The organism is Pseudarthrobacter sp. NPDC092424, assembly GCF_044754925.1.
GTDB lineage: Bacteria > Actinomycetota > Actinomycetes > Actinomycetales > Micrococcaceae > Arthrobacter.
Genome location: NZ_JBIVQC010000004.1, coordinates 95306 through 115676, shown reverse-complemented (window position 1 = coordinate 115676; position 20371 = coordinate 95306). Strand labels below are relative to the sequence as shown.

The 20371-nt window shown below is 67.5% G+C and carries 19 protein-coding genes; 17 read left to right on the top strand and 2 right to left on the bottom strand.

Features of this window, described 5'->3' with window-relative positions; all coding sequences use genetic code 11:
• Positions 1-160: 160 nt before the first annotated feature.
• Genes pdhA through ACIQCN_RS08385 form a run of 3 tightly spaced genes read left to right on the top strand, consistent with a single transcriptional unit; the run spans position 161 to position 3767 of the window.
• Positions 161-1330 carry a pyruvate dehydrogenase (acetyl-transferring) E1 component subunit alpha gene (pdhA, locus tag ACIQCN_RS08395; RefSeq protein ID WP_400610394.1) on the top strand — a complete coding sequence of 390 codons (1170 nt, stop codon included), beginning with the start codon at positions 161-163 and terminating at the stop codon, positions 1328-1330.
• Positions 1330-2340, top strand: coding sequence for an alpha-ketoacid dehydrogenase subunit beta (locus ACIQCN_RS08390; protein WP_400610392.1), 1011 nt, complete (start codon positions 1330-1332; stop codon positions 2338-2340). The genes pdhA and ACIQCN_RS08390 overlap by 1 nt, the downstream gene beginning before the upstream one ends.
• Entirely contained in the window at positions 2337-3767 is a 1431-nt protein-coding gene (locus ACIQCN_RS08385; RefSeq protein ID WP_400610391.1) for a dihydrolipoamide acetyltransferase family protein, read from the top strand. Before ACIQCN_RS08390 ends, ACIQCN_RS08385 begins: the two co-directional genes overlap by 4 nt.
• 156 nt (positions 3768-3923) lie before the next feature.
• Here the strand turns inward: ACIQCN_RS08385 and ACIQCN_RS08380 are convergent, their stop codons facing one another.
• A complete protein-coding gene (locus tag ACIQCN_RS08380; protein WP_400606421.1) occupies positions 3924-4502 on the bottom strand; it encodes a TetR/AcrR family transcriptional regulator in 579 nt (192 codons plus the stop codon).
• Positions 4503-4716: 214 nt separating this feature from the next.
• Here ACIQCN_RS08380 and ACIQCN_RS08375 point away from each other — a divergent pair, with 214 nt between their 5' ends.
• The 7 genes from ACIQCN_RS08375 to ACIQCN_RS08345 are packed head-to-tail and all read left to right on the top strand — an operon-like array spanning position 4717 to position 12686.
• Positions 4717-6324: a carboxyl transferase domain-containing protein gene (locus ACIQCN_RS08375; protein WP_400610389.1), complete on the top strand. Its 1608-nt coding sequence runs from the start codon at positions 4717-4719 to the stop codon at positions 6322-6324.
• 7 nt (positions 6325-6331) lie between these two features.
• Complete coding sequence (locus ACIQCN_RS08370; protein WP_400610387.1) at positions 6332-8572, top strand: biotin carboxylase N-terminal domain-containing protein; 2241 nt, start codon at positions 6332-6334, stop codon at positions 8570-8572.
• Positions 8569-9732, top strand: a complete 1164-nt coding sequence (locus tag ACIQCN_RS08365) for an acyl-CoA dehydrogenase family protein (protein WP_400610385.1) — start codon at positions 8569-8571, stop codon at positions 9730-9732. Before ACIQCN_RS08370 ends, ACIQCN_RS08365 begins: the two co-directional genes overlap by 4 nt.
• 35 nt (positions 9733-9767) lie before the next feature.
• Complete coding sequence (locus ACIQCN_RS08360; RefSeq protein ID WP_400606194.1) at positions 9768-10532, top strand: CoA transferase subunit A; 765 nt, start codon at positions 9768-9770, stop codon at positions 10530-10532.
• A 2-nt stretch (positions 10533-10534) separates the two neighbouring features.
• Positions 10535-11305: a CoA transferase subunit B gene (locus ACIQCN_RS08355; RefSeq protein WP_400610382.1), complete on the top strand. Its 771-nt coding sequence runs from the start codon at positions 10535-10537 to the stop codon at positions 11303-11305.
• On the top strand, positions 11302-11856 hold the full coding sequence (locus tag ACIQCN_RS08350) for a MaoC family dehydratase (protein ID WP_400610380.1): 555 nt from the start codon (positions 11302-11304) through the stop codon (positions 11854-11856). Before ACIQCN_RS08355 ends, ACIQCN_RS08350 begins: the two co-directional genes overlap by 4 nt.
• Positions 11853-12686, top strand: a complete 834-nt coding sequence (locus ACIQCN_RS08345) for an HpcH/HpaI aldolase/citrate lyase family protein (protein ID WP_400610378.1) — start codon at positions 11853-11855, stop codon at positions 12684-12686. The genes ACIQCN_RS08350 and ACIQCN_RS08345 overlap by 4 nt, the downstream gene beginning before the upstream one ends.
• On the opposite strand, the gene ACIQCN_RS08340 is transcribed toward ACIQCN_RS08345, so the two are convergent.
• Complete coding sequence (locus ACIQCN_RS08340; RefSeq protein ID WP_400610376.1) at positions 12683-14128, bottom strand: lipase maturation factor family protein; 1446 nt, start codon at positions 14126-14128, stop codon at positions 12683-12685. The two genes, ACIQCN_RS08345 and ACIQCN_RS08340, sit on opposite strands and share 4 nt — an antisense overlap.
• A gap of 65 nt (positions 14129-14193) precedes the next feature.
• On the opposite strand from ACIQCN_RS08340, the gene dxr reads away from it, so the two are divergent.
• The 7 genes from dxr to ACIQCN_RS08305 all read left to right on the top strand — a co-directional run bounded on the left by dxr (position 14194) and on the right by ACIQCN_RS08305 (position 20360).
• Positions 14194-15378, top strand: coding sequence for a 1-deoxy-D-xylulose-5-phosphate reductoisomerase (gene dxr, locus ACIQCN_RS08335; protein WP_400606204.1), 1185 nt, complete (start codon positions 14194-14196; stop codon positions 15376-15378).
• Between the two features lie 18 nt (positions 15379-15396).
• Positions 15397-16728: a M50 family metallopeptidase gene (locus ACIQCN_RS08330; protein WP_400610375.1), complete on the top strand. Its 1332-nt coding sequence runs from the start codon at positions 15397-15399 to the stop codon at positions 16726-16728.
• Between the two features lie 96 nt (positions 16729-16824).
• Positions 16825-17505, top strand: a complete 681-nt coding sequence (locus ACIQCN_RS08325; protein ID WP_400610373.1) for a MarR family transcriptional regulator — start codon at positions 16825-16827, stop codon at positions 17503-17505.
• Between the two features lie 43 nt (positions 17506-17548).
• Positions 17549-17953 (top strand): hypothetical protein, encoded by a 405-nt coding sequence (locus ACIQCN_RS08320; protein ID WP_400606211.1) that lies wholly within the window; start codon positions 17549-17551, stop codon positions 17951-17953.
• Positions 17954-18015: 62 nt separating this feature from the next.
• Positions 18016-18309, top strand: coding sequence for a YciI family protein (locus ACIQCN_RS08315; protein WP_377215473.1), 294 nt, complete (start codon positions 18016-18018; stop codon positions 18307-18309).
• Positions 18310-18340: 31 nt separating this feature from the next.
• Positions 18341-19507, top strand: a complete 1167-nt coding sequence (gene ispG, locus ACIQCN_RS08310) for a flavodoxin-dependent (E)-4-hydroxy-3-methylbut-2-enyl-diphosphate synthase (RefSeq protein WP_013600504.1) — start codon at positions 18341-18343, stop codon at positions 19505-19507.
• Entirely contained in the window at positions 19470-20360 is an 891-nt protein-coding gene (locus tag ACIQCN_RS08305) for a GNAT family N-acetyltransferase (protein ID WP_400606424.1), read from the top strand. The genes ispG and ACIQCN_RS08305 overlap by 38 nt, the downstream gene beginning before the upstream one ends.
• Positions 20361-20371: the final 11 nt, after the last annotated feature.

The window sequence follows — 20371 nt, the reverse complement described above, 5'->3', positions numbered from 1 at the left end:
CAGAGCATTATGCTCAAGGAATTTCAAAGTGGTTGTGCCCCCTGAGCATTGTGAGTAGGGTCACAATATCCGGGGCAACGGCGCCCGGAAGGCCGGCGCTGGCCGGGGCCACAAGCTCCTCCAACCGCAGGTCAACGACGTAAGAAGGTTGCGGGCTATCGTGTCTACAGACGAAGCGGGCCAAAGCGGGGCAGGATCCCGGAACGGCGCCCGGAGTACCCAAGGAGCAGGGCAGAACCTGGTCCAGTTGATCACCCCGGCAGGGGAGCGCATCAGCCATCCCGAATTCGATTTCTGGGTCAGGGACGTGACGGACGAGCAGCTGTGCTCGCTCTACGAAGACCTCACCGTCATCCGGCGGATAGATGTTGAAGCCACCGCCCTGCAACGCCAGGGTGAACTTGCCCTGTGGCCTCCGCTGCTCGGCCAGGAGGCCGCGCAGGTCGGTTCCGCCCGGGCGCTCCGGGAGGATGACTTCATCTTCTCCAGCTACCGGGAAAACGGGGTCGCCTACTGCCGCGGCGTAGACCTCACTGACTTGGTGCGGGTGTGGCGCGGCAATGCCTCCTCCGGATGGGACCCGGCCACGGTGAACATGGCCACCCCGCAGATCATCATCGGCGCACAGACACTGCACGCCACCGGATACGCCATGGGCATCCAGAACGACGGCTCGGATTCCGTGGCCGTGACCTACTTTGGTGACGGTGCCACCAGCGAGGGCGACGTCAACGAGGCGATGGTCTTTGCCGCCAGCTACCAGGTTCCCGTCGTGTTCTTCTGCACCAACAACCACTGGGCCATTTCCGAGCCTGTGCGGCTGCAGTCCCACATCCAGCTGGCAGACCGGGCCACCGGCTTCGGCATCCCCAGTCTCCGGGTGGATGGAAACGACGTCCTGGCCGTCATGGCCGCCACCCGGGTGGCGCTGGACCGGGCCCGGCGCGGTGGCGGGCCCACCTTCATCGAGGCCGTCAGCTACCGTATGGGACCCCACACGACGGCGGACGACCCCACCCGCTACCGGGACCCCAATGAACTCGAGGACTGGGCTGCGAAGGACCCCATCACCCGCGTTGCCTCCCTGCTGGACCGCAAGGGCCTCCTCACCGAGGAGCTGGAGCAGCGGGTCAAGGACAAAGCCGACGCCGTAGCGAAGGAAATGCGGTCGGGCTGCATCACAATGCCGGACCCGGAACCCCTGGATGTCTTCAAGCACGTCTACAGCACGCCCCACTCCTGGCTGGACCGGCAGCAGGACCACTACGCCCGTTACCTTGCGTCCTTCGGTGACCCCGCAGGCGCCGCTTCCCAGGAAGGTGCACGCTGATGACGCAGATGACCTTTGCCCGTGCGATCAACACAGGGCTGCGCAAGTCGCTGGAAAATGACCCCAAAGTCGTCCTGCTCGGCGAGGACATCGGCACGCTGGGCGGCGTGTTCCGCGTAACCGACGGGCTGCAGAAGGACTTCGGCAAGCACCGGGTGGTGGACACGCCCCTGGCGGAATCCGGCATTGTGGGAACCGCCGTCGGCCTGGCCTACCGCGGGTACCGGCCGGTGGTGGAGATCCAGTTCGACGGGTTCATCTACCCGGCTTTCGACCAGATCGTGAGCCAGGTGGCCAAACTGCACTACCGCACCCGCGGGGCCGTCAAGATGCCCATCACCATCCGTGTCCCGTTCGGCGGCGGCATCGGTTCGCCCGAGCACCACTCCGAATCCCCTGAGGCCTACTTCACGCACACCTCCGGGCTGCGCGTGGTCACGGTATCCAACCCGCAGGACGCCCACACCGTCATCCAGCAGGCCATCGCCTGCGACGACCCCGTCCTCTACTTTGAGCCCAAGCGCCGCTACCACGACAAGGGCGAGGTGGATGAGTCCATCGACCCGGGCTCGGCATTCCCGATGGAGCAGGCGCGTGTCCTCACGCAGGGCTCCGACGTCACACTCGTGGCCTATGGTCCCCTGGTCAAGACCTGCCTTGACGTCGCCGCTGCCGCAGCGGATGAGGGCATCGCCATCGAGGTTATCGACCTGCGCTCCCTCGCTCCCGTGGATTACGGCACCGTGGTTGCCTCCGTGCGGAAGACCGGGCGCATGGTCATTACCCACGAAGCCGGCCAGTCCGGCGGCGTGGGCGCGGAAGTGGCCGCCAGTATCACCGAACGATGCTTCTACTACCTGGAATCCGCACCGGTGCGCGTGACCGGATTCGATGTTCCCTATCCCTATTCGAAGGTGGAGATGCACCACTTGCCTGGCCTTGACCGCATCCTGGACGGCGTGGACCGCGCCTTGGGCCGGCCCAACTCCCTGAGCGGGCTGGAAGGATGAGCGCCACCATGATCAAGGAATTCCGGCTTCCGGACCTGGGTGAGGGCCTCACCGAATCCGAAATCCTCAGCTGGAAGGTGGGGGTGGGGGATACCGTTACGCTCAACCAGGTGATCGCCGAGGTGGAGACGGCCAAGGCCGTCGTGGAGCTGCCCTCCCCGTTCGCCGGCGTCATCAGGGAACTCCACGAGCAGCCCGGCACGGTGGTGGAGGTGGGCAAGCCCATCGTCACCTTCGAGGTAGCGGACGACGGCGGCGACGCGCCTTCCGGTGCAGGCGGCGGTGACTCCCCGGGTACTTCCGGGCAGGCTGGTGCCGGCCCCGCCGGCGGCGGTACGGCTGCAGGCGGCACCGCCAAACGCGAACCCAATCTGGTGGGGTATGGCGCCGTCGTCGAAAGTTCCGGCCGTCCTGCACGGCGGCCGCGGAACTTCGCCGCGGTGTCTGCGCCTCCTGCTCCCGCATCGCCTGCGCCCGCGCCTGCTCCCGCATCGCCTGCGCCCGCGCCGGCTGCCGCGCCTGTTCCCGCGGCGCCGGCTGCTTCCGGTGAGCGCCCGCGGTCCACTCCGCCGGTGCGGAAGCTGGCCAAGGACCTGGGCGTTGACCTGGCTTCGGTCGCTGCGACGGGGCCCGGCGGGCTCATCACCCGCGAAGATGTCCAGGCCTACGCCGGCGGCGCACAGTCCACGGAAACCGGTGCCGCTTCCGTCAGTGGTTCCGGCCAGCCGCGCGAAGTCCGCACGCCCATCAAGGGTGTCCGGAAATTCACTGCTGCAGCCATGGTCCAAAGCGCTTTTACGGCGCCGCACGCCACCGAATTCCTCACCGTGGACGTCACGCCCACTATGGAACTGCTGGCGAAACTCAAGGCAAGCCGGGAATTCCAGGACTGCCGGGTGACGCCGATGACGCTTGCGGCCAAGGCGGTGCTGATTGCCCTAAAGCGGAATCCGTCACTGAACTCGCGCTGGGATGAGGCCAGCCAGGAGATCGTGACGTTCAACTACGTGAACCTGGGCATCGCCGCGGCCACCCCGCGCGGTCTCACCGTGCCGAACGTCAAGGACGCCGACAGGCTGTCGCTGCGGGACCTTGCGGGCGCGATCACGGAACTCACGGAAACGGCCCGCGCCGGCAAGACCGCTCCCGCGGATCTTTCCGGAGGCACGATCTCGATTACCAATATCGGTGTCTTCGGGATCGACGCCGGCACGCCCATCCTCAACCCGGGCGAAGCGGCAATCCTCGCCCTGGGCGCGGTGCGGAACATGCCGTGGGAGTACCAGGGCGAAGTGGCGCTGCGGCAGGTGCTCACGCTCAGCCTGTCCTTCGACCACCGCCTGGTGGACGGCGAGCAGGCCTCGCGGTTCCTTGCGGACGTGGGGGCCATCCTGGCCGAGCCCGGCATGGTCCTCACCATGGTCTGACATGCGCAGGACCGGCCCCGGCCCGCTTGGGCGGTGGTGCCAGGGGCCGGTAATGCGTGCCGGGGCCGGTTGTGGCGGCGGGATGATTGGGGGCCCGCCGCCCCGGAACAGGGCTGCCTGCTCCGGGCCTGCTCCGGGCCGGTTGTGGCGGCGGGATCAGCCGGCGGGGACCGTCAGGGCGGCCATTGCCATCGCCTCCAGCAGCGGCCGCGCCGCACGCGAGGCCATCCTGCGCCCATGGCTGCGGACCGAGTGGGGCGTGGAGTTGATGAGGCCGAACGTGGCGTGTGCCCGCATGCGCAGATCGGACGCGTCCGTGCCGGGATGGACCCGGGCCAGCACGTCCACCCAGATCTCAACGTAGCTGCGCTGCAGGGCCCGGACCTCAGCCTGGTCCTGGTCCGACAGGTTGCTCAGGTCCCGGTCCTGGACCCGGATCACGTCCGGCTTGCCCAGCGCGAAGTCCACCTGGAACTCCACGAGCCGCCGGAGGGCCGTCGCGGGGTCCGGGTTGTCCGCAACCACCCTCCGGCCTCCCTCCAGGAGGTCCTGGCTGACGGTAGTGAGCAGGTCCGCCAGGACGGCCTGCTTGCCGGGAAAGTGCCGGTAGACTGCCGGGCCGCTGACTCCGGCCGCCGAGCCCAGGTCCTCGAGCGAGACCCGGTTGAAGCCGTTCACCGCAAACAGGGAAGCGGCAGCGGCCAGCAACGCCTGCCTTCGGCTCTCCTTGGCCATGCTGCGCTGCGTAGAACTGCTGCGCTGCGTCGAACTGCTTCGCTGGGCAGCGCTGCTGTTGGTGGGCACATCTCCTCCTTGGACCCGCAGAGTCTAGCAAGGCCCCTCTGTGTTGGACATCACAGTTAATAGAGACTAACCTGAATTTCAGTTATTGAACACTAACCGAGTTGGTATTCCCGGCCCGGATTTGGAAGAGAAACGGAACGCGTCGATGGAGACCCTTCTCAGCCGCCTTGATCCCGCCAGTGAGGCGTTTGCGGCCAACCGCCAGGCGCAGCTGGAGCTGGTGGCGGACCTGCGCAAGAGACTGGCGGACGCGGCACTGGGCGGTCCGGAGAAATCCCGGCAGCGGCACGTGGCCCGCGGCAAGCTGCTGCCCCGCGACCGCATCGACCAACTCCTGGACGATGGCAGCCCGTTCCTGGAGATTGCCCCATTGGCGGCCAACGGAATGTATGGCGACGAGGCCCCCGGCGCCGGCGTCATAGCCGGAATCGGTCTGGTCCATGGCCGGCACGTGCTGGTGATCTCCAATGACGCCACAGTCAAGGGCGGCACCTACTATCCCCTGACCGTCAAGAAGCACCTTCGGGCCCAGGAAATTGCCCTGGAGAACCGACTGCCCTGCATCTACCTCGTCGACTCCGGCGGGGCCTTCCTGCCCAAACAGGACGAGGTGTTCCCGGACAAGGAACACTTTGGCCGGATCTTCTACAACCAGGCGAGGATGTCCGCGGCGAAGATTCCGCAGATCGCCTCCGTCATGGGCTCCTGCACCGCAGGCGGTGCGTACGTGCCGGCCATGAGCGATGAGACCGTCATTGTCCGCAACCAGGGCACCATCTTCCTGGGCGGGCCGCCGCTGGTGAAGGCCGCCATCGGCGAGATCGTCACCGCAGAGGAACTGGGCGGCGGCGAAGTCCACTCGCGCATCTCCGGCGTGACGGACCACCTGGCCGAAAATGACGAGCACGCGCTCCAGATCATCCGCGACATCGTGGCAACCCTGCCACCGCCGCCCGCACCCGCCTGGGAGGTGCAGCCCGCCGTCGAACCTGCCGCGGACCCGGCCGGGCTCTACGGCGCCGTGCCCACGGACGTCAACGCCCCTTATGACGTGCATGAGGTCATCGCCCGGCTGGTGGACGGCAGCCGGTTCCACGAATTCAAGAAGGAGTACGGGACCACCCTGGTTACCGGCTTCGCCCGCATCCACGGCCACCCTGTGGGCATCGTGGCCAACAACGGTGTCCTCTTCGGCGAGTCATCGCTCAAGGGTGCGCACTTCATCGAACTCTGCGACCAGCGCGGCATCCCGCTGCTGTTCCTGCAGAACATCTCCGGTTTTATGGTGGGCAAGGACGCCGAGCAGGGCGGCATCGCCAAAAACGGCGCCAAAATGGTCACCGCCGTGGCCACTGCACGCGTGCCCAAGCTGACGGTGGTGATCGGCGGTTCGTTCGGCGCCGGCAACTATTCCATGTGTGGGCGGGCATACTCCCCCCGGTTCCTGTGGATGTGGCCGGCCGCGCGGATCTCGGTGATGGGCGGGAACCAGGCCTCCAGCGTGCTGGCCACGGTGAAGCGGGACCAGTACGAGGCCGCCGGGACGGAATGGTCCGCCGAAGACGAAGAAACCTTCAAGGCGCCCATCCGCCGGCAGTACGAGGACCAGGGCAGCCCGTATTACTCCACGGCCCGCCTCTGGGACGACGCCGTAATCGACCCCGCGGACACCCGCACCGTGCTGGGCCTGGCGCTTGACGTCGTGGCCCGCACCCCGCTGCCCGATACCTCCTTCGGCCTCTTCCGGATGTGAACCAGCCATGACTACTCCCGCACTTTCCGAATCAACGCCGCAGGCCGCTCCGGCCCTGTTCGGCACCGTCCTGGTGGCCAACCGCGGCGAGATCGCCTGCCGGGTCATCCGTACGCTGCGCGGCCTGGGCATCCGCTCGGTCGCCGTCTACAGCGATGCCGACGCCGGCGCGCGCCACGTGCGCGAGGCTGACACTGCCGTACGGATCGGCCCGGCCGCGGCCGCCGAGAGCTACCTCAGCATCGACGCGGTCATTGAAGCCTGCCGGCGGACCGGCGCCGACGCGGTGCATCCCGGCTACGGCTTCCTCAGCGAGAACGTCGAGTTCGCGCGTGCCCTGGAGGACGCCGGCATCACGTTCATCGGCCCCCGGGTTGAGGCGCTGAACGTCATGGGGGACAAGATCCGTTCCAAGATGCACGTAGCCGGTTACGGCGTCCCGGTGGTCCCCGGCGTGGCCCGCCCGGGAATGACTGACGCCGAACTCGAGGAGGCGGCTGCCGCCGTCGGCTATCCGCTCCTGATCAAGCCCTCCGCGGGCGGCGGCGGCAAGGGCATGCACGCGGTGGCCACCCCGGAGGAACTGCCGGCCACCCTGGCAACGGCGCGCCGGGTTGCGGCCAGCGCGTTCGGCGACGACACCCTCTTCCTGGAACGCCTGGTCACCACGCCGCGGCACATCGAGGTGCAGGTGCTGGCGGACAACTACGGGAACGTCATCCACCTGGGCGAGCGCGAATGCTCATTGCAGCGCCGCCACCAGAAGGTGATCGAGGAGGCGCCCTCGCCGCTGCTGGCGGGGCTGCCCAACGGTGCTGAGGTCCGTGCCCGGATCGGCGAGGCGGCCTGCAACGCCGCCCGAAGCGTCAACTACACCGGTGCAGGCACGGTGGAGTTCCTGGTCTCTGACGAGGCTCCGGACGAGTTCTTCTTCATGGAGATGAACACCCGCCTGCAGGTGGAGCACCCGGTCACGGAGATGGTCACCGGCATGGACCTGGTCGAATGGCAGGTGCGCATCGCCGCCGGTGAGGAACTGACCGTCCGGCAGTCCGACGTCGAACTTTCCGGGCACGCCGTGGAGGCGCGCGTCTACGCGGAGGTGCCGGAAAACAACTTCCTGCCCTCCACCGGCACCGTGCTCCTGCTGGACGAACTGCCCGGTCCACGGCAGCGGCCCGGCGCTCCTGCACGCAACGAAGTGGCCACGGCCCGGGGGAGGGTCCGGGTGGATTCCTCGCTGGTGGACGGCCTGCAGCTTTCCTCCAACTATGACCCGATGATTTCCAAGGTCATTGCCTGGGGTGCCGACCGCACTGACGCCCTGGACACGCTGGACGCGGCGCTCGCCGGCTACACCGCCCTGGGCGTGCACACCAACGTGGAGTACCTGAGACTGCTCATCAATGACGACGACGTCCGCGCCGGCCGCCTGGATACGGGCCTGATCGGGCGCCGCATGCCGGAGCTCACTTTCCGCAGGGCGGACGCCTTCGAGTTCGCCGCCGCCGCACTCTGCGCCGCAGAGCTTGAACAGCAGAACATCGCGTCCGGGCCTGAGGGTCCGTGGCAGCGGCAGGACGGCTGGCGGATAGGCACCCCGGCGCCGCGGCGCTTCAGCATCGGAACGCCCGACGGCGGCGTGGCCGCCGTGGCGGTCAGCGCCCTGGAGGTGCCGGCAGACGCAGCCGGGGAGGAACCCGTACGGGCCTCGGTGCAGGTGGACGGCGGCCCGGTGCGCCGCGCCGCGCTGAGCCTGACCTCCCGGGCAGGCTTCCGGCTGGAACTCGACGGCGAGGGCCGGGACTACTCGCTGGCCCCGGTGTTCACCGGACCCCGGACGCAAAGCTGGCTGGACCCGCAGCCCGATCCCTCGGCGCTCTTCCTGGGCAATGAAGGCTGGTCCTGCCGGCTGGAAATCCTCACCCGCGAGGCGCGGCTGGAGCGCGTCCTGGCAGCAGTGCAGCGGGAGGAAGGCGCAGCGGATCCTGCGGTGCGTTCACCCATGCCGGGCACGGTGGTCTCCGTTCCGGTCCAGGACGGCGACACGGTCGAAGCCGGGCAGGTGCTGCTCTCCGTGGAGGCCATGAAGATGGAGCACCAGCTTCTCGCGCCGCTGGCAGGCACGGTGCACCTCACAACGGCCGCCGGCGCCCTGGTGAAGGCAGACCAGGTGGTGGCCACCATCCACCCGCTTGAAGACACGAACACCCCCAACGAACTTGATGGCGAAGGAGCCCAGGCATGAACGGTTTTGAACTGACGGAGGAATACCGGGACCTCAGCGACACCGTCCGCGATTTCGCGGACACGGTGGTGGCCCCGGTCTCCGCCAAGCACGATGAGGAACACAGCTTCCCGTACGAAGTTGTGAAGCAGATGGCGGAGATGGGGCTCTTCGGCCTGCCGTTCCCGGAGGAGTTCGGCGGCATGGGCGGCGACTACTTCGCACTGGCCCTCGCGCTGGAACAGCTGGGCCGCGTGGACCAGTCCGTGGCCATCACCCTGGAAGCCGGGGTCTCCCTGGGCGCCATGCCCATCTACCGGTTCGGCACGGACGCGCAGAAGGAGGAGTGGCTGCCGCTGCTGGCCTCGGGCCAGGCGCTCGCAGGCTTCGGCCTCACCGAGCCTGAGGCGGGTTCGGACGCGGGCGGTACCAAGACCACCGCCCGCCGCGAGGACGGAAGCTGGGTCATCAACGGCAACAAGGAATTCATCACCAACTCCGGCACGGACATCACCCGCCTGGTCACCGTCACGGCCGTCACCGGCCAGAAGGAGCGCGCGGACGGCAGCGTGCAGAAGGAAATCTCCACCATCCTGGTGCCCACGGACACCCCGGGTTTCAAAGCGGAGAAGCCCTACAACAAGGTGGGCTGGAACGCCTCGGACACGCACCCGCTGACCCTGAAGGATGTCCGGGTGCCCGAGGCCAACCTGTTGGGCGCCGAGGGCCGCGGCTATGCGAACTTCCTGTCCATCCTGGATGAAGGCCGGATCGCCATCGCAGCGCTTGCTACCGGCGCGGCCCAGGGCTGCGTGGACCTCTCAGTCCGCTACGCCAAGGAGCGCCGCGCTTTCGGCCAGGAAATCGGCAAGTACCAGGCGGTCTCCTTCAAGATCGCCCGGATGGAAGCACGTGCCCACACGGCCCGGCTGGCCTACTACGACGCCGCGGCCAGGATGCTCGCCGGCAAGCCGTTCAAGACGCAGGCCGCCATCGCTAAGATGGTCGCAGGCGAGGCTGCCATGGACAACGCGCGGGATGCCACCCAGGTATTCGGCGGCTATGGCTTCATCAACGAATTCACCGTGGCGCGCCACTACCGCGACTCCAAGATCCTCGAAGTGGGCGAGGGCACCACGGAGGTCCAGCTGATGCTGATCGCCCGCGAACTGGGCCTGTAGGCCCGGGCACCGTTGCCGGCCTGAAAGGATCATCGATGATTGACAAGGTTGTTGCCAGCGCCGCGGAAGCCGTGGCGGACATACCGGACGGCGCCTCGCTCGCCGTGGGCGGGTTCGGCCTCTGCGGCATTCCGGTCACGCTCATCGACGCCCTCCACCAGGCCGGCACCACCGGACTGGAAACCGTCAGCAACAACTGCGGCGTGGACGACTGGGGCCTGGGCATCCTCCTCAAGGACGGCCGCATCCGCCGCACCATCAGCTCCTATGTGGGGGAGAACAAGGAATTCGCGCGCCAGTACCTCTCGGGCGAGCTGGAGGTGGTGCTCACTCCGCAGGGCACCCTGGCCGAAAAGCTCCGGGCAGGGGGTGCCGGCATTCCCGCGTTCTACACCAAGGCGGGAGTGGGCACGCAGGTGTCCGACGGCGGCCTGCCGCAAAAGTACGACGCCAACGGCGGGATTGCCGTCGCCTCCGAACCGAAGGAAGTACGCTCCTTCGGCGGTGTGGACTACGTTCTGGAGGAATCCCTCGCCCCGGATTTCGGGCTGGTCCACGCCTGGAAGGGCGACCGCCACGGCAACCTCGTCTTCCACGCCACAGCCATGAATTTCAATCCGCTGTGTGCCATGGCCGGCAGGATCACCATTGCGGAAGTGGAGGAACTGGTGGAGCCCGGCGAACTGGACCCGGAACACATCCACACGCCCGGCATCTTCGTCCAGCGGGTGGTCCTGGCCGCGGACGCGGAGAAACGGATCGAAAAGCGTACGGTGGCCCTCAACCAGGCAGGAGCATAGCCATGGATCCCAACAGCCCCGAGGCCCCCCGCCCGGAGGCGGTCCGGCCTGAATACCGCCGGGCGTCCCACCAGGAGCACCCTGCCCCGGCCGACGGCAGCCCCGAGACCAAAGGCTGGACCCGTAACGAGCTTGCGGCCCGTGTGGCCCAGGAACTGCGCAACGGCCAGTACGTGAACCTGGGCATCGGCATGCCCACCCTGATCCCCAACTACATCCCAGCGGGCGTGGAGGTGGTGCTGCACTCGGAGAACGGGATCCTCGGCGTCGGGCCCTATCCTGCGGAGGAGGCCGTTGACCCGGACCTGATCAACGCGGGCAAGGAAACCGTCACCGTCAACAAGGGCGCGGCGTTCTTCGACTCCGCCGCCTCCTTCGGCATGATCCGCGGCGGCCATGTGGACGTTGCCGTGCTCGGCGCCATGGAAGTCGCCGCCAACGGGGACCTGGCCAACTGGATGATCCCCGGCAAGATGGTCAAGGGCATGGGCGGCGCCATGGACCTGGTGTTCGGGGCCAAGAAGGTCATCGTGATGATGGAGCACACAGACCGCAACGGCAACCCCAAAATCGTCCGGGAGTGCACCCTTCCGCTGACCGGTAAAGCCTGCGTGGACCGCATCATCACGGACCTGGCGGTCATCGACGTGGTCCAGGACGACGCCGGTCCGCGGCTGGTGCTGCGCGAACTGGCCCCCAACGTCTCCGTGGCGGACGTGGCTGCGGCCACTGCGGCGGAACTCTTCGAGGAAGACATGGAACTGACCGTATGAACGGCAACGCAATAACGGACGACGCCGGCCCCCGGGTCATCGAGCAGCGCGGGCTTTACTTCGACGAACTGGAGGAGGGGGTCCTGTATGCGCACCGCCCCGGCCGGACGGTCACCGAAGCGGACAACGTCCTGTTCACCACGCTCACCATGAACACCCAGGCCCTGCACCTGGATGCCGCATGGAGCGCCGGACAGCCGTTCGGGCAGCGGCTGGTCAACTCGATGTTCACCCTCGCCACGGTGGTGGGCCAGTCCGTATCGCAGCTGACACAGGGCACCATCATCGCCCAGCTCGGCCTGACGGACGTGTCCTTCCCGCACCCGCTCTACCACGGCGACACGCTGTACACGGAGACGGTGATCAGCGGCAAGCGGCTGTCCGGGTCCCGGCCCGGGCAGGGGATCGTCACCATGGAGCACACCGGCCGCAACCAGGACGGCACGGTGGTGGCACTGGCCACCCGCAGCTGCCTCATGTGGACCAGGGAGGCGCATGCCCGGCAGCTGCGCGGCGGCGCCGGGGACGGACAGGAGGCAATGCCGGTATGACCTTCGTGATGGGCCCGTCCCTCCTTTTCTGTCCTGCCGACCGTCCCGAGCGCTACCAGAAAGCTGCAGCCCGTGCCGACGCCGTCATCCTTGACCTCGAGGACGCGGTGGCGCCGGGGGACAAGCAGCGGGCCCGCGGTGCCATCCTCGCCCAGGTGGGGGCCACGGGGGAGGTCCCGGAACTGGAGCCCAGCCGCACCATCGTCCGGGTCAACCCGGTGGGCACCGAGGAGTTCGAGAAGGACCTGCACTGCCTGGCACACACCCCGTACCGGACCGTGATGCTGGCCAAGGCCGAGGACGCCGCCCAGCTCGAAGCCCTGGCCGATTACCACGTCATCGCCCTCTGCGAAACGGCGCTCGGCGTCCTGAACGCCCCCGCCATAGCGGCTGCCCCCAACGTGGTTGCCCTGATGTGGGGAGCGGAGGACCTCCTCGCAAGCCTGGGCGGCACGTCCAGCAGGACGGACGACGGCGGCTACCGGGCCGTGGCGATGCACGCGCGCTCATCGGTGCTCCTGGCGGCCCGGGCCCACGGCAAGGAAGCAGTGGACGCGGTTTACGTGAACATCCCGGACCTGCCCGGCCTCGCTGCCGAAGCGGCGGACGCGGTGGCGTCCGGGTTCAGTTCCAAAGCATGTATCCATCCCAGCCAGGCGGCCGTGGTCCGCGAGGCCTACGCGCCGTCGGACGTTGAGGTTGCGGCCGCGCAGGAGCTGCTGCAGGCCGCTCGGGACGCTGGTTCTGGAGTGTTCCAGCACAACGGGAAGATGATCGACGGGCCCATCCTGAAGCACGCCCAGGCCACCATCCGCAGGGCAGGACTCTAGGACCGGCGCAGTGACAACGGCGGAATCGGCTCGTAGAGCAGGGTCCGCATCCACCGGTTCCCCGTCCTGCGGAACTCTTCCCGGCTGGCGAAGCGGTAGTGGTAGCTCCGTACCCTCACCCAGCGGGGCGGGGCGCCGTCGAACGGGTCATGCCGGAGCAGCCGCAGCGTCTGCCGGTCGGCCTCCAGCAGCTTGCCCAGGAAGGCGTAGAACCATTCCTCGTGCACGGTGCGCAGCGGCAGGAACCACATCAGCCAATCCAGCCGGAGGTGGTAAGGCGCCCACTGGCGGGGCAGGCGCCGGACGTCACCGGGTTTGCCCTTGAACCCGTATTCCCGCCAGGCGGAAGCCTCATCCGGGTCGGCGTCAAGGGTGCCCTCCACCACGATCTCGATCCGCTGCCTGGTCACGGTGCCGAACGCGCCGTAGGTGTTGACCAGCTGCCACCGGTTGAAGCTGGCATTCATCAGCTGCTGCCCGGAGAGCAGGTTCCGCAGCGGCCAATAGCTCAGCGCCAGCAGCAGCACGGTGGCCGCCAGGGTAATGGCCAGCCACCACAGCGGAGTCCCGCCGGCTGGTTCCGGCCCGTCCGCCGGGAGGAAGGGAAAGACGGCCCGCAGTACCGGATCGCTGACGGCGGAGAAGGCCAGCACGATCGCGATCCAGTTCAGCCAGGCAAAGTTTCCGCTGGCCACCAGCCACAGCTGGGTGGCGATAACGATTCCCGCGGCTACGCTGGCCACCGGCTGCGGTGCGAAGAGGAAGAACGGCACCACCAGCTGGGCGAAATGGTTTCCCAGCACCTCCATCCGGTGCAGTGGCCTGGGCAGCAGGTGCGCCTGCCGGCTGAGCGGCCCGGGCATCGGCTGGGTTTCGTGGTGGTAGTAGAGCGCCGTGAGGTCCCGCCACTCCCGCCCGCCGCGGATCTTGATCATTCCGGCGCCGAATTCCAGCCGAAACACCAGCCACACGATCAGCAGCAGGATGGTCCGTGGCGGATCCGTCTGGTCCGAGCCGAGGAACGCCACCGTGAAGCCGGCTTCCAGGAGCAGCATTTCCCAGCCGAAACCATAGAACGTCCGGCCCACGTTCACAATCGACATATACAGCAGCCACAGGGCAAGGAAGGCGATCAGCGGAACCCACGGCGGTCCGGTCTGCGGGATGCCGGCGACCAGCAAAGCAGACACGGCCAGTCCCGCCGCGCAGACTCCCCGCAGCAGGGCATCCGAGTAGTGCCACCGGAAGAGCGTGGGCCGGCGCAGCCTGCTGAAACCCTTCAGGTATTCGGGTACCGGTAACAGGCCGCGTTCGCCCAGCAAGGCAGGGAACTGGTTCAGCGTGGACAGGAACGCCACGAAGTACAGCGCCGCCACGCCGCGCTGCAGCACCTGGCGGGCGAACCCGTATTCGGGCGCGTCAAACCATGCGAGCCAGTCCACGGGATCCACGTTACGCCCGGCGGTCCCCGCACGGGAGGTTAAGGATGGTGCGGGATACTTAAGCAATGCAGCCTCGCAGAATCGTCCTTCTCGGATCCACCGGTTCCATCGGCACCCAGGCGATCGACGTCGTCGACGGCGCCCCGCACCTTTTCGAGGTGGTGGCACTCAGCGCGGGAGGGGGAAACCTTGAACTGCTCGCCCGGCAGGCCGTGCATACCGGAGCCGCCGCCGTCGGAATAGCCGGTGGCGATCCCCGCCGGCTGGCGGCGCTGATTGCCGAGGAAGCCGCCGCAGCCGGCAAAACCGGCTACCGTCCCGAGATCGTGGCCGGTCCGGACGCCTCGGCCCGCATCGCCGCCGTCGACGCCGACGTGGTGCTCAACGGCATCACCGGCTCCATCGGCCTGGCGCCCACCCTCGCGGCACTGCAGTCCGGCGCAACGCTGGCGCTGGCCAACAAGGAATCGCTGATCGTGGGCGGAGAACTCGTCAAGGCCGCCGCCCGGGAAGGCCAAATCGTTCCTGTGGATTCAGAGCACTCGGCCATCGCCCAGTGCCTGCGCTCCGGCACGCGGTCCGAGGTGGAAAAGCTGATCCTGACGGCCTCCGGCGGGCCCTTCCGCGGGCGGAGCCGCAATGACCTGCACGCAGTGACCCCGCAGGAGGCGCTGGCCCACCCCACGTGGGACATGGGCGTCATGGTCACCACCAACTCGGCCACCCTGGTCAACAAGGGCTTGGAGCTCATTGAGGCGCACCTGCTGTTCGACGTCCCGCTGGACCGGATCGACGTGGTGGTCCATCCGCAGTCAGTGGTGCACTCCATGGTGGAGTTCGTGGACGGCTCCATCATCGCGCAGGCATCACCACCGGACATGCGCTTGCCCATTGCGCTGGGGCTGGGCTGGCCTGACCGGGTCCCCGGAGCCGTGTCCGCCTGCGACTGGACCAAGTCCGCCGCCTGGACCTTTGAGCCCCTCGACACCGAAGCCTTCCCGGCCGTGGGCCTGGCCAAGGACGCTGCCCGGAGCGGCAGCACCTACCCCGCAGTCTTCAACGCCGCAAATGAGGAGGCAGTGACGGCATTCCACGCCGGCCGGATCCGCTTCACGGACATCGTGGACACCATCGAGGCAGTCCTCAGCGAACACGCAGGATCCTCCGCGCTGACGGTGGAGTCGGTGCTGGCCGCTGAAGCGTGGGCACGCGCCCGCGCCAACGAACGTTTAGCACTCAGCAGCCTCTAGGAAGCAGTAAGTACCCCCATGACACCCTTACTCCTCTTTATCGTCGGCGTCGTCTTCGTCGCCGTCGGTATCGCCGCGTCCATCGCCCTCCACGAGGTGGGCCACCTGCTGCCTGCCAAGCTGTTCAAGGTGCGGGTCACCAAGTACATGATTGGCTTTGGACCCACGCTGTGGTCCCGGCGCAGGGGCGAGACCGAATACGGCATCAAGGCCATCCCGCTGGGCGGCTACGTGTCCATGATCGGAATGTATCCCCCCAACAGGGAAGACGGCACGGTCCGCGCCTCCAGCACCGGAATGTTCCAGACATTGGCCACGGAAGCCCGCTCCATGGCCCACGAGGAGGTGGGGCCCGGCGACGAAAACCGGGTGTTCTACCGGCTGCCCGTGTGGAAGAAGATCATCATCATGCTGGGCGGGCCCGCCATGAACATGGTGCTGGGCCTCATCCTGACGGCGGTGCTGCTGATGGGCTTTGGCATGGCCACGGCCACCACCACCATCTCTGACGTCTCCAAGTGCCAGGTGGCGGCCGGCGAAACCGTCGATCCCGATTCGGCCGAATGCACGCCCACACCCGCGGCAGCTGCCGGGCTGCGGCCCAACGACACCGTTGTCTCCTTCGGCGGCAGGACCGTCACCAACTGGGAAGAACTCACGGAACGGATCCGTGCTTCGGCCGGGCAGGAAGTGGCCATCACCGTGGAGCGCGACGGCGAGCCGGTCTCCACCACCGTGACGCCCGTCCTCTCCGCCCGTCCCGTGATCGGCGTGGACGGACGCCAGGAGCGCGACAGCGACGGCAACCTCCGGTACCAGGACGTCGGATTCCTGGGCATTGGCGCGCAGACCACCCTGGTGCCCCAGCCGGCGTCGTCCGTGCTGCCCATGGCGGGGGAGAACATCCGCCAGGTGGCCGGCGTGGTGCTCAACCTGCCCGCCCGGGTGGTGGGCGTCGCCAAGGCCGCCTTCAGCGAGGAACCGCGCGATCCCAACGGCCCCATCAGCGTGGTCGGCGTGGGGCGTGTGGCCGGAGAGGTGGCCGCTATGGAGGAAATCCCAGCCGTCTCGCGCCTGGCCACACTGGTGGGGCTGCTGGCGGGGCTCAACTTTGCGCTCGCAGTCTTCAACCTCATTCCGCTGTTGCCGCTGGACGGCGGCCACGTGGCGGGTGCACTGTACGAGGGTGCGCGGCGGCAGGTGGCCAGGCTTGCGGGCCGCCCGGACCCCGGCGCGTTCGACATTGCGAGGCTGCTTCCGGTGACCTACGTGGTGGCCGCCCTGCTGATCGGGATGAGCGTATTGCTGATCTACGCCGACATCGTGAAGCCGGTCAACATCTTCGGGTAGGGACTCGTTAGTCTGTTCTCAGCCCCTTCCGGCTTATTGTGACTTTATCAGCCATTTATGATTGATATCTGGGTATCAGATGCTTATGGTTGAGAAATGTTCGTATTGACCATCGACCAACGTGGCAGCACCGGAGACCGTGACCGCGTGCCGGAGTTGGTCTCCGAGCTCTCCGGGCTTTCCCGACCGGGGACCGGCGCTGCTTTCGAACGCTCCGTGGGGGATGAAGTGCAGGGCGTCATTGCTGATCCCGGGGAGGTTGTGGACGCCGCGCTCCACGCCCTGCGATCCGGACACTGGTATGTGGGGATCGGTGTCGGCCATGTAGTCCTCACCCCCGGCGCGAGCTCCCGTGAAGGTTCCGGGACGGGCTTTGTAGCTGCCCGCCAGGCCGTGGAAGCAGCCAAGTCTGCGGGGTCGCTCGTCCCGTTGTCGGTGGTGTCGGGCACGATGGGCAGGGACATCAGGGGAGGACCGGCCGGGGACGAAGGGGTGCGGGCATGTGCGAACGCGGAGGCAGTGCTCCGCCTCCTCGGGCGCCTGGTGCAGGAACGCACAGACGCCCAGTGGCGCGTGGCAGACGCCCTCCGTCGCCTTGGTCCGGACAAACATGGACGCCAGAAGCAGGTGGCCCGCGAACTGGGAATTACCGAGCAATCGGTGAGCCGGACCCTGATCCGGTCCGGCTGGCAGGAAGAATGGGCGGCGAGGCCTGCGGCAGCGATGCTGCTCGAATACGCCCGGACCGCGGTCGTCGGGCCGGGCGGGGGCCCGTGAAGCGGGCGGGGGTGCCCGCCCAGGGATCAGGAAGGACGGTGCCGTGAGCGCAGTCTGGATAATTGCCGCGCTGGCAGTGGCCGGTTTTGGCGGCTGGCCGGTCACGGCCCTGGTGTTCAAGCTGGCCAGGACCATCGACGACCGCGCGGCGGACGCGGCGCGGGAGGAAACCGTCGCCGGCCCGGTGCACGCTCCGGATGCACCCCGCCAGCGGATCCTGCGCGGCGGCGCGATTATTGGGGTCCTCGAACGCCTGGGGGTGGCCGTGGCCATCCTCACCGGCCAGTCCGTGGCCATCGCCTACATTGTGGCCATCAAGGGACTGGGCAGGTTCGCGGAGCTGAAGGAAACCCCGGTGGCGGCGGAACGGTTCATTATCGGCACCCTGACGTCCCTGCTGTGGGCTGCCGGGACCACGGCCCTGGTCATGATGCTGTTTCCCGCCTGAGGCGGCCCGGGCGGGTCCCGGCCGGATGGGTGCGGAGGCCGGGGGAGCGATAGGGTAGCGGTATGACAGTTTTTGCCGTTGAGTACGTTTACGCCGCCGATTCCACCGAAGCCCGCGATGAGGCCCGGCCGGCCCACCGCGAATGGACCGGGAGCCTCGCCCAGGACGGCGTCATCCTGGCGAGCGGCCCCTATGGGGACGGTGCCGGAGCGCTGCTGATCTTCAAGACCGCCGATGAGGCGGCCCTGCACTCCATCCTCAAGCAGGACCCCTTCGCAGCGGCAGGCGTCATTGCCGGCACGCGCATCACCGAATGGGCTCCCGTGACCGGCATGCTTGCCGGGACCGCAGCGTAGCCGCCACACCTTTCCAACTCTAGGAGTCCACGTGACCTCGGTCAGCCTGGGAATGCCCTCAGCCCCGCCCCCCGTCCTTGCCCCCCGCCGCAAGACGCGCCAGATCAAAGTCGGCTCCGTCGGGGTGGGCTCGGACTCGCCCATCAGCGTCCAGTCCATGACCACCACGCCCACCACGGACATCAATGCAACCCTGCAGCAGATCGCCGAACTCACGGCATCCGGATGCGACATCGTCCGTGTTGCCTGCCCCTCGGCAGACGACGCCGAGGCGCTCCCCATCATCGCCCGGAAGTCCCAGATCCCGGTGATTGCGGACATCCACTTCCAGCCCAAGTATGTTTTCGCGGCTATCGAGGCCGGCTGCGCCGCTGTCCGGGTCAACCCCGGGAACATCCGGAAGTTCGATGACCAGGTCAAGGAAATCGCGGCCGCAGCCCGGGACCACGGAACCTCCATCCGCATCGGCGTCAACGCCGGTTCGCTCGAGCCCGGCATCCTCAAGAAGTACGGCAAAGCCACCCCGGAGGCGCTGGTCGAGTCCGCCGTCTGGGAAGCATCGCTCTTCGAAGAGCACGGCTTCCACGACTTCAAGATCTCCGTCAAGCACAACGACCCCGTCATCATGGTCGCCGCTTACGAAATGCTCGCCGAGAAGGGCGACTGGCCGCTGCACCTCGGTGTCACCGAAGCCGGGCCCGCCTTCCAGGGAACCATCAAGTCGGCAACCGCCTTTGGTGCGCTGCTCTCCCGCGGCATCGGCGACACCATCCGGGTTTCCCTCTCCGCTCCGCCGGTGGAGGAAATCAAGGTGGGCAACCAGATCCTGCAGTCGCTTAACCTGCGCCCGCGGAAGCTCGAGATCGTCTCGTGCCCCTCCTGCGGGCGAGCGCAGGTGGACGTCTACACCCTGGCCGAGCAGGTGACCGCCGGCCTGGAAGGTATGGAGATCCCCCTCCGGGTGGCAGTCATGGGTTGCGTCGTCAACGGACCGGGCGAAGCCCGCGAAGCGGACCTCGGGGTGGCCTCAGGCAACGGCAAGGGCCAGATCTTTGTGAAGGGCGAAGTCATCAAGACGGTGCCCGAAAGCCAAATTGTTGAGACACTGATCGAAGAGGCCATGCGTATCGCTGAAGAGATGGGGGAGGCCGATGGCGAAGATGCTGTCAAGGGTAGCCCCGTGGTTAGCGTCTCGTAGGGACGACGAGGTTCCGGCGGGCATTTCCGTCCGCACCCTCGACGGGGAAGATACCGCTTCCCTGCGCACGCTTGCCCAGCAGGACCCGGTGGGCAACGTCTTCATCCTCGCGCATTTGCGTACTGCCGGCACTGCCGCGCCGACCAGCGGCGGTGCCGGCATTTTTGGTGTCTTTGACCAAGGGATCCTGGTGGGCGCCTGCTGGGCCGGGGCCAACCTTGTGCCGGTACAGCTGGACCCGGCTCTGGCGGGAACCGTTGCCGCAGCAGCAAACCGTTCCGGACGCCGTTATGCCTCGGCCTTTGGGCCTGCCGACGCGGTCCTGGCACTGCACGCGGAGCTCGCTGCCCTGGGACACCGCGCGCATGAAGTCCGCGACGACCAGCCGCTCATGACCATCGAAGGCCCGCCCGCCGTCGAACCCCACCCCGGGCTGGAACGGGGCCAACTGGCCGACTTCGAGCGCATCCTTCCCGCCTGCGCGGCCATGTTCGAAGAGGAAGTGGGATACTCACCCTTCCTGGGCGGCCGGGAGTTCTACAGCCGCAGGGTGGAGGGGCTGATCCGGCAGGGCCACTCGCTGGTCCACCTTAACGAAGCCCGCGACGTGGTGTTCAAAGCCGAGCTCGGGGCGGTGACGGCGGAGGTCACTCAGGTACAGGGAGTCTGGATGAATCCGGAATTCCGCGGGCTGGGGCTCAGTGCGGGATACATGGCCGCGGTGGTGCGCCGGGCCCAGGAGATCGCTCCGGTGACCAGCCTGTACGTCAACGGCTTCAATACCAGGGCCCGCTCCACCTATGAACGGGTGGGTTTCGTCCAGCGGGGCACCTTCGCCACGATCCTTTTCTAGCGTCTCCCTGC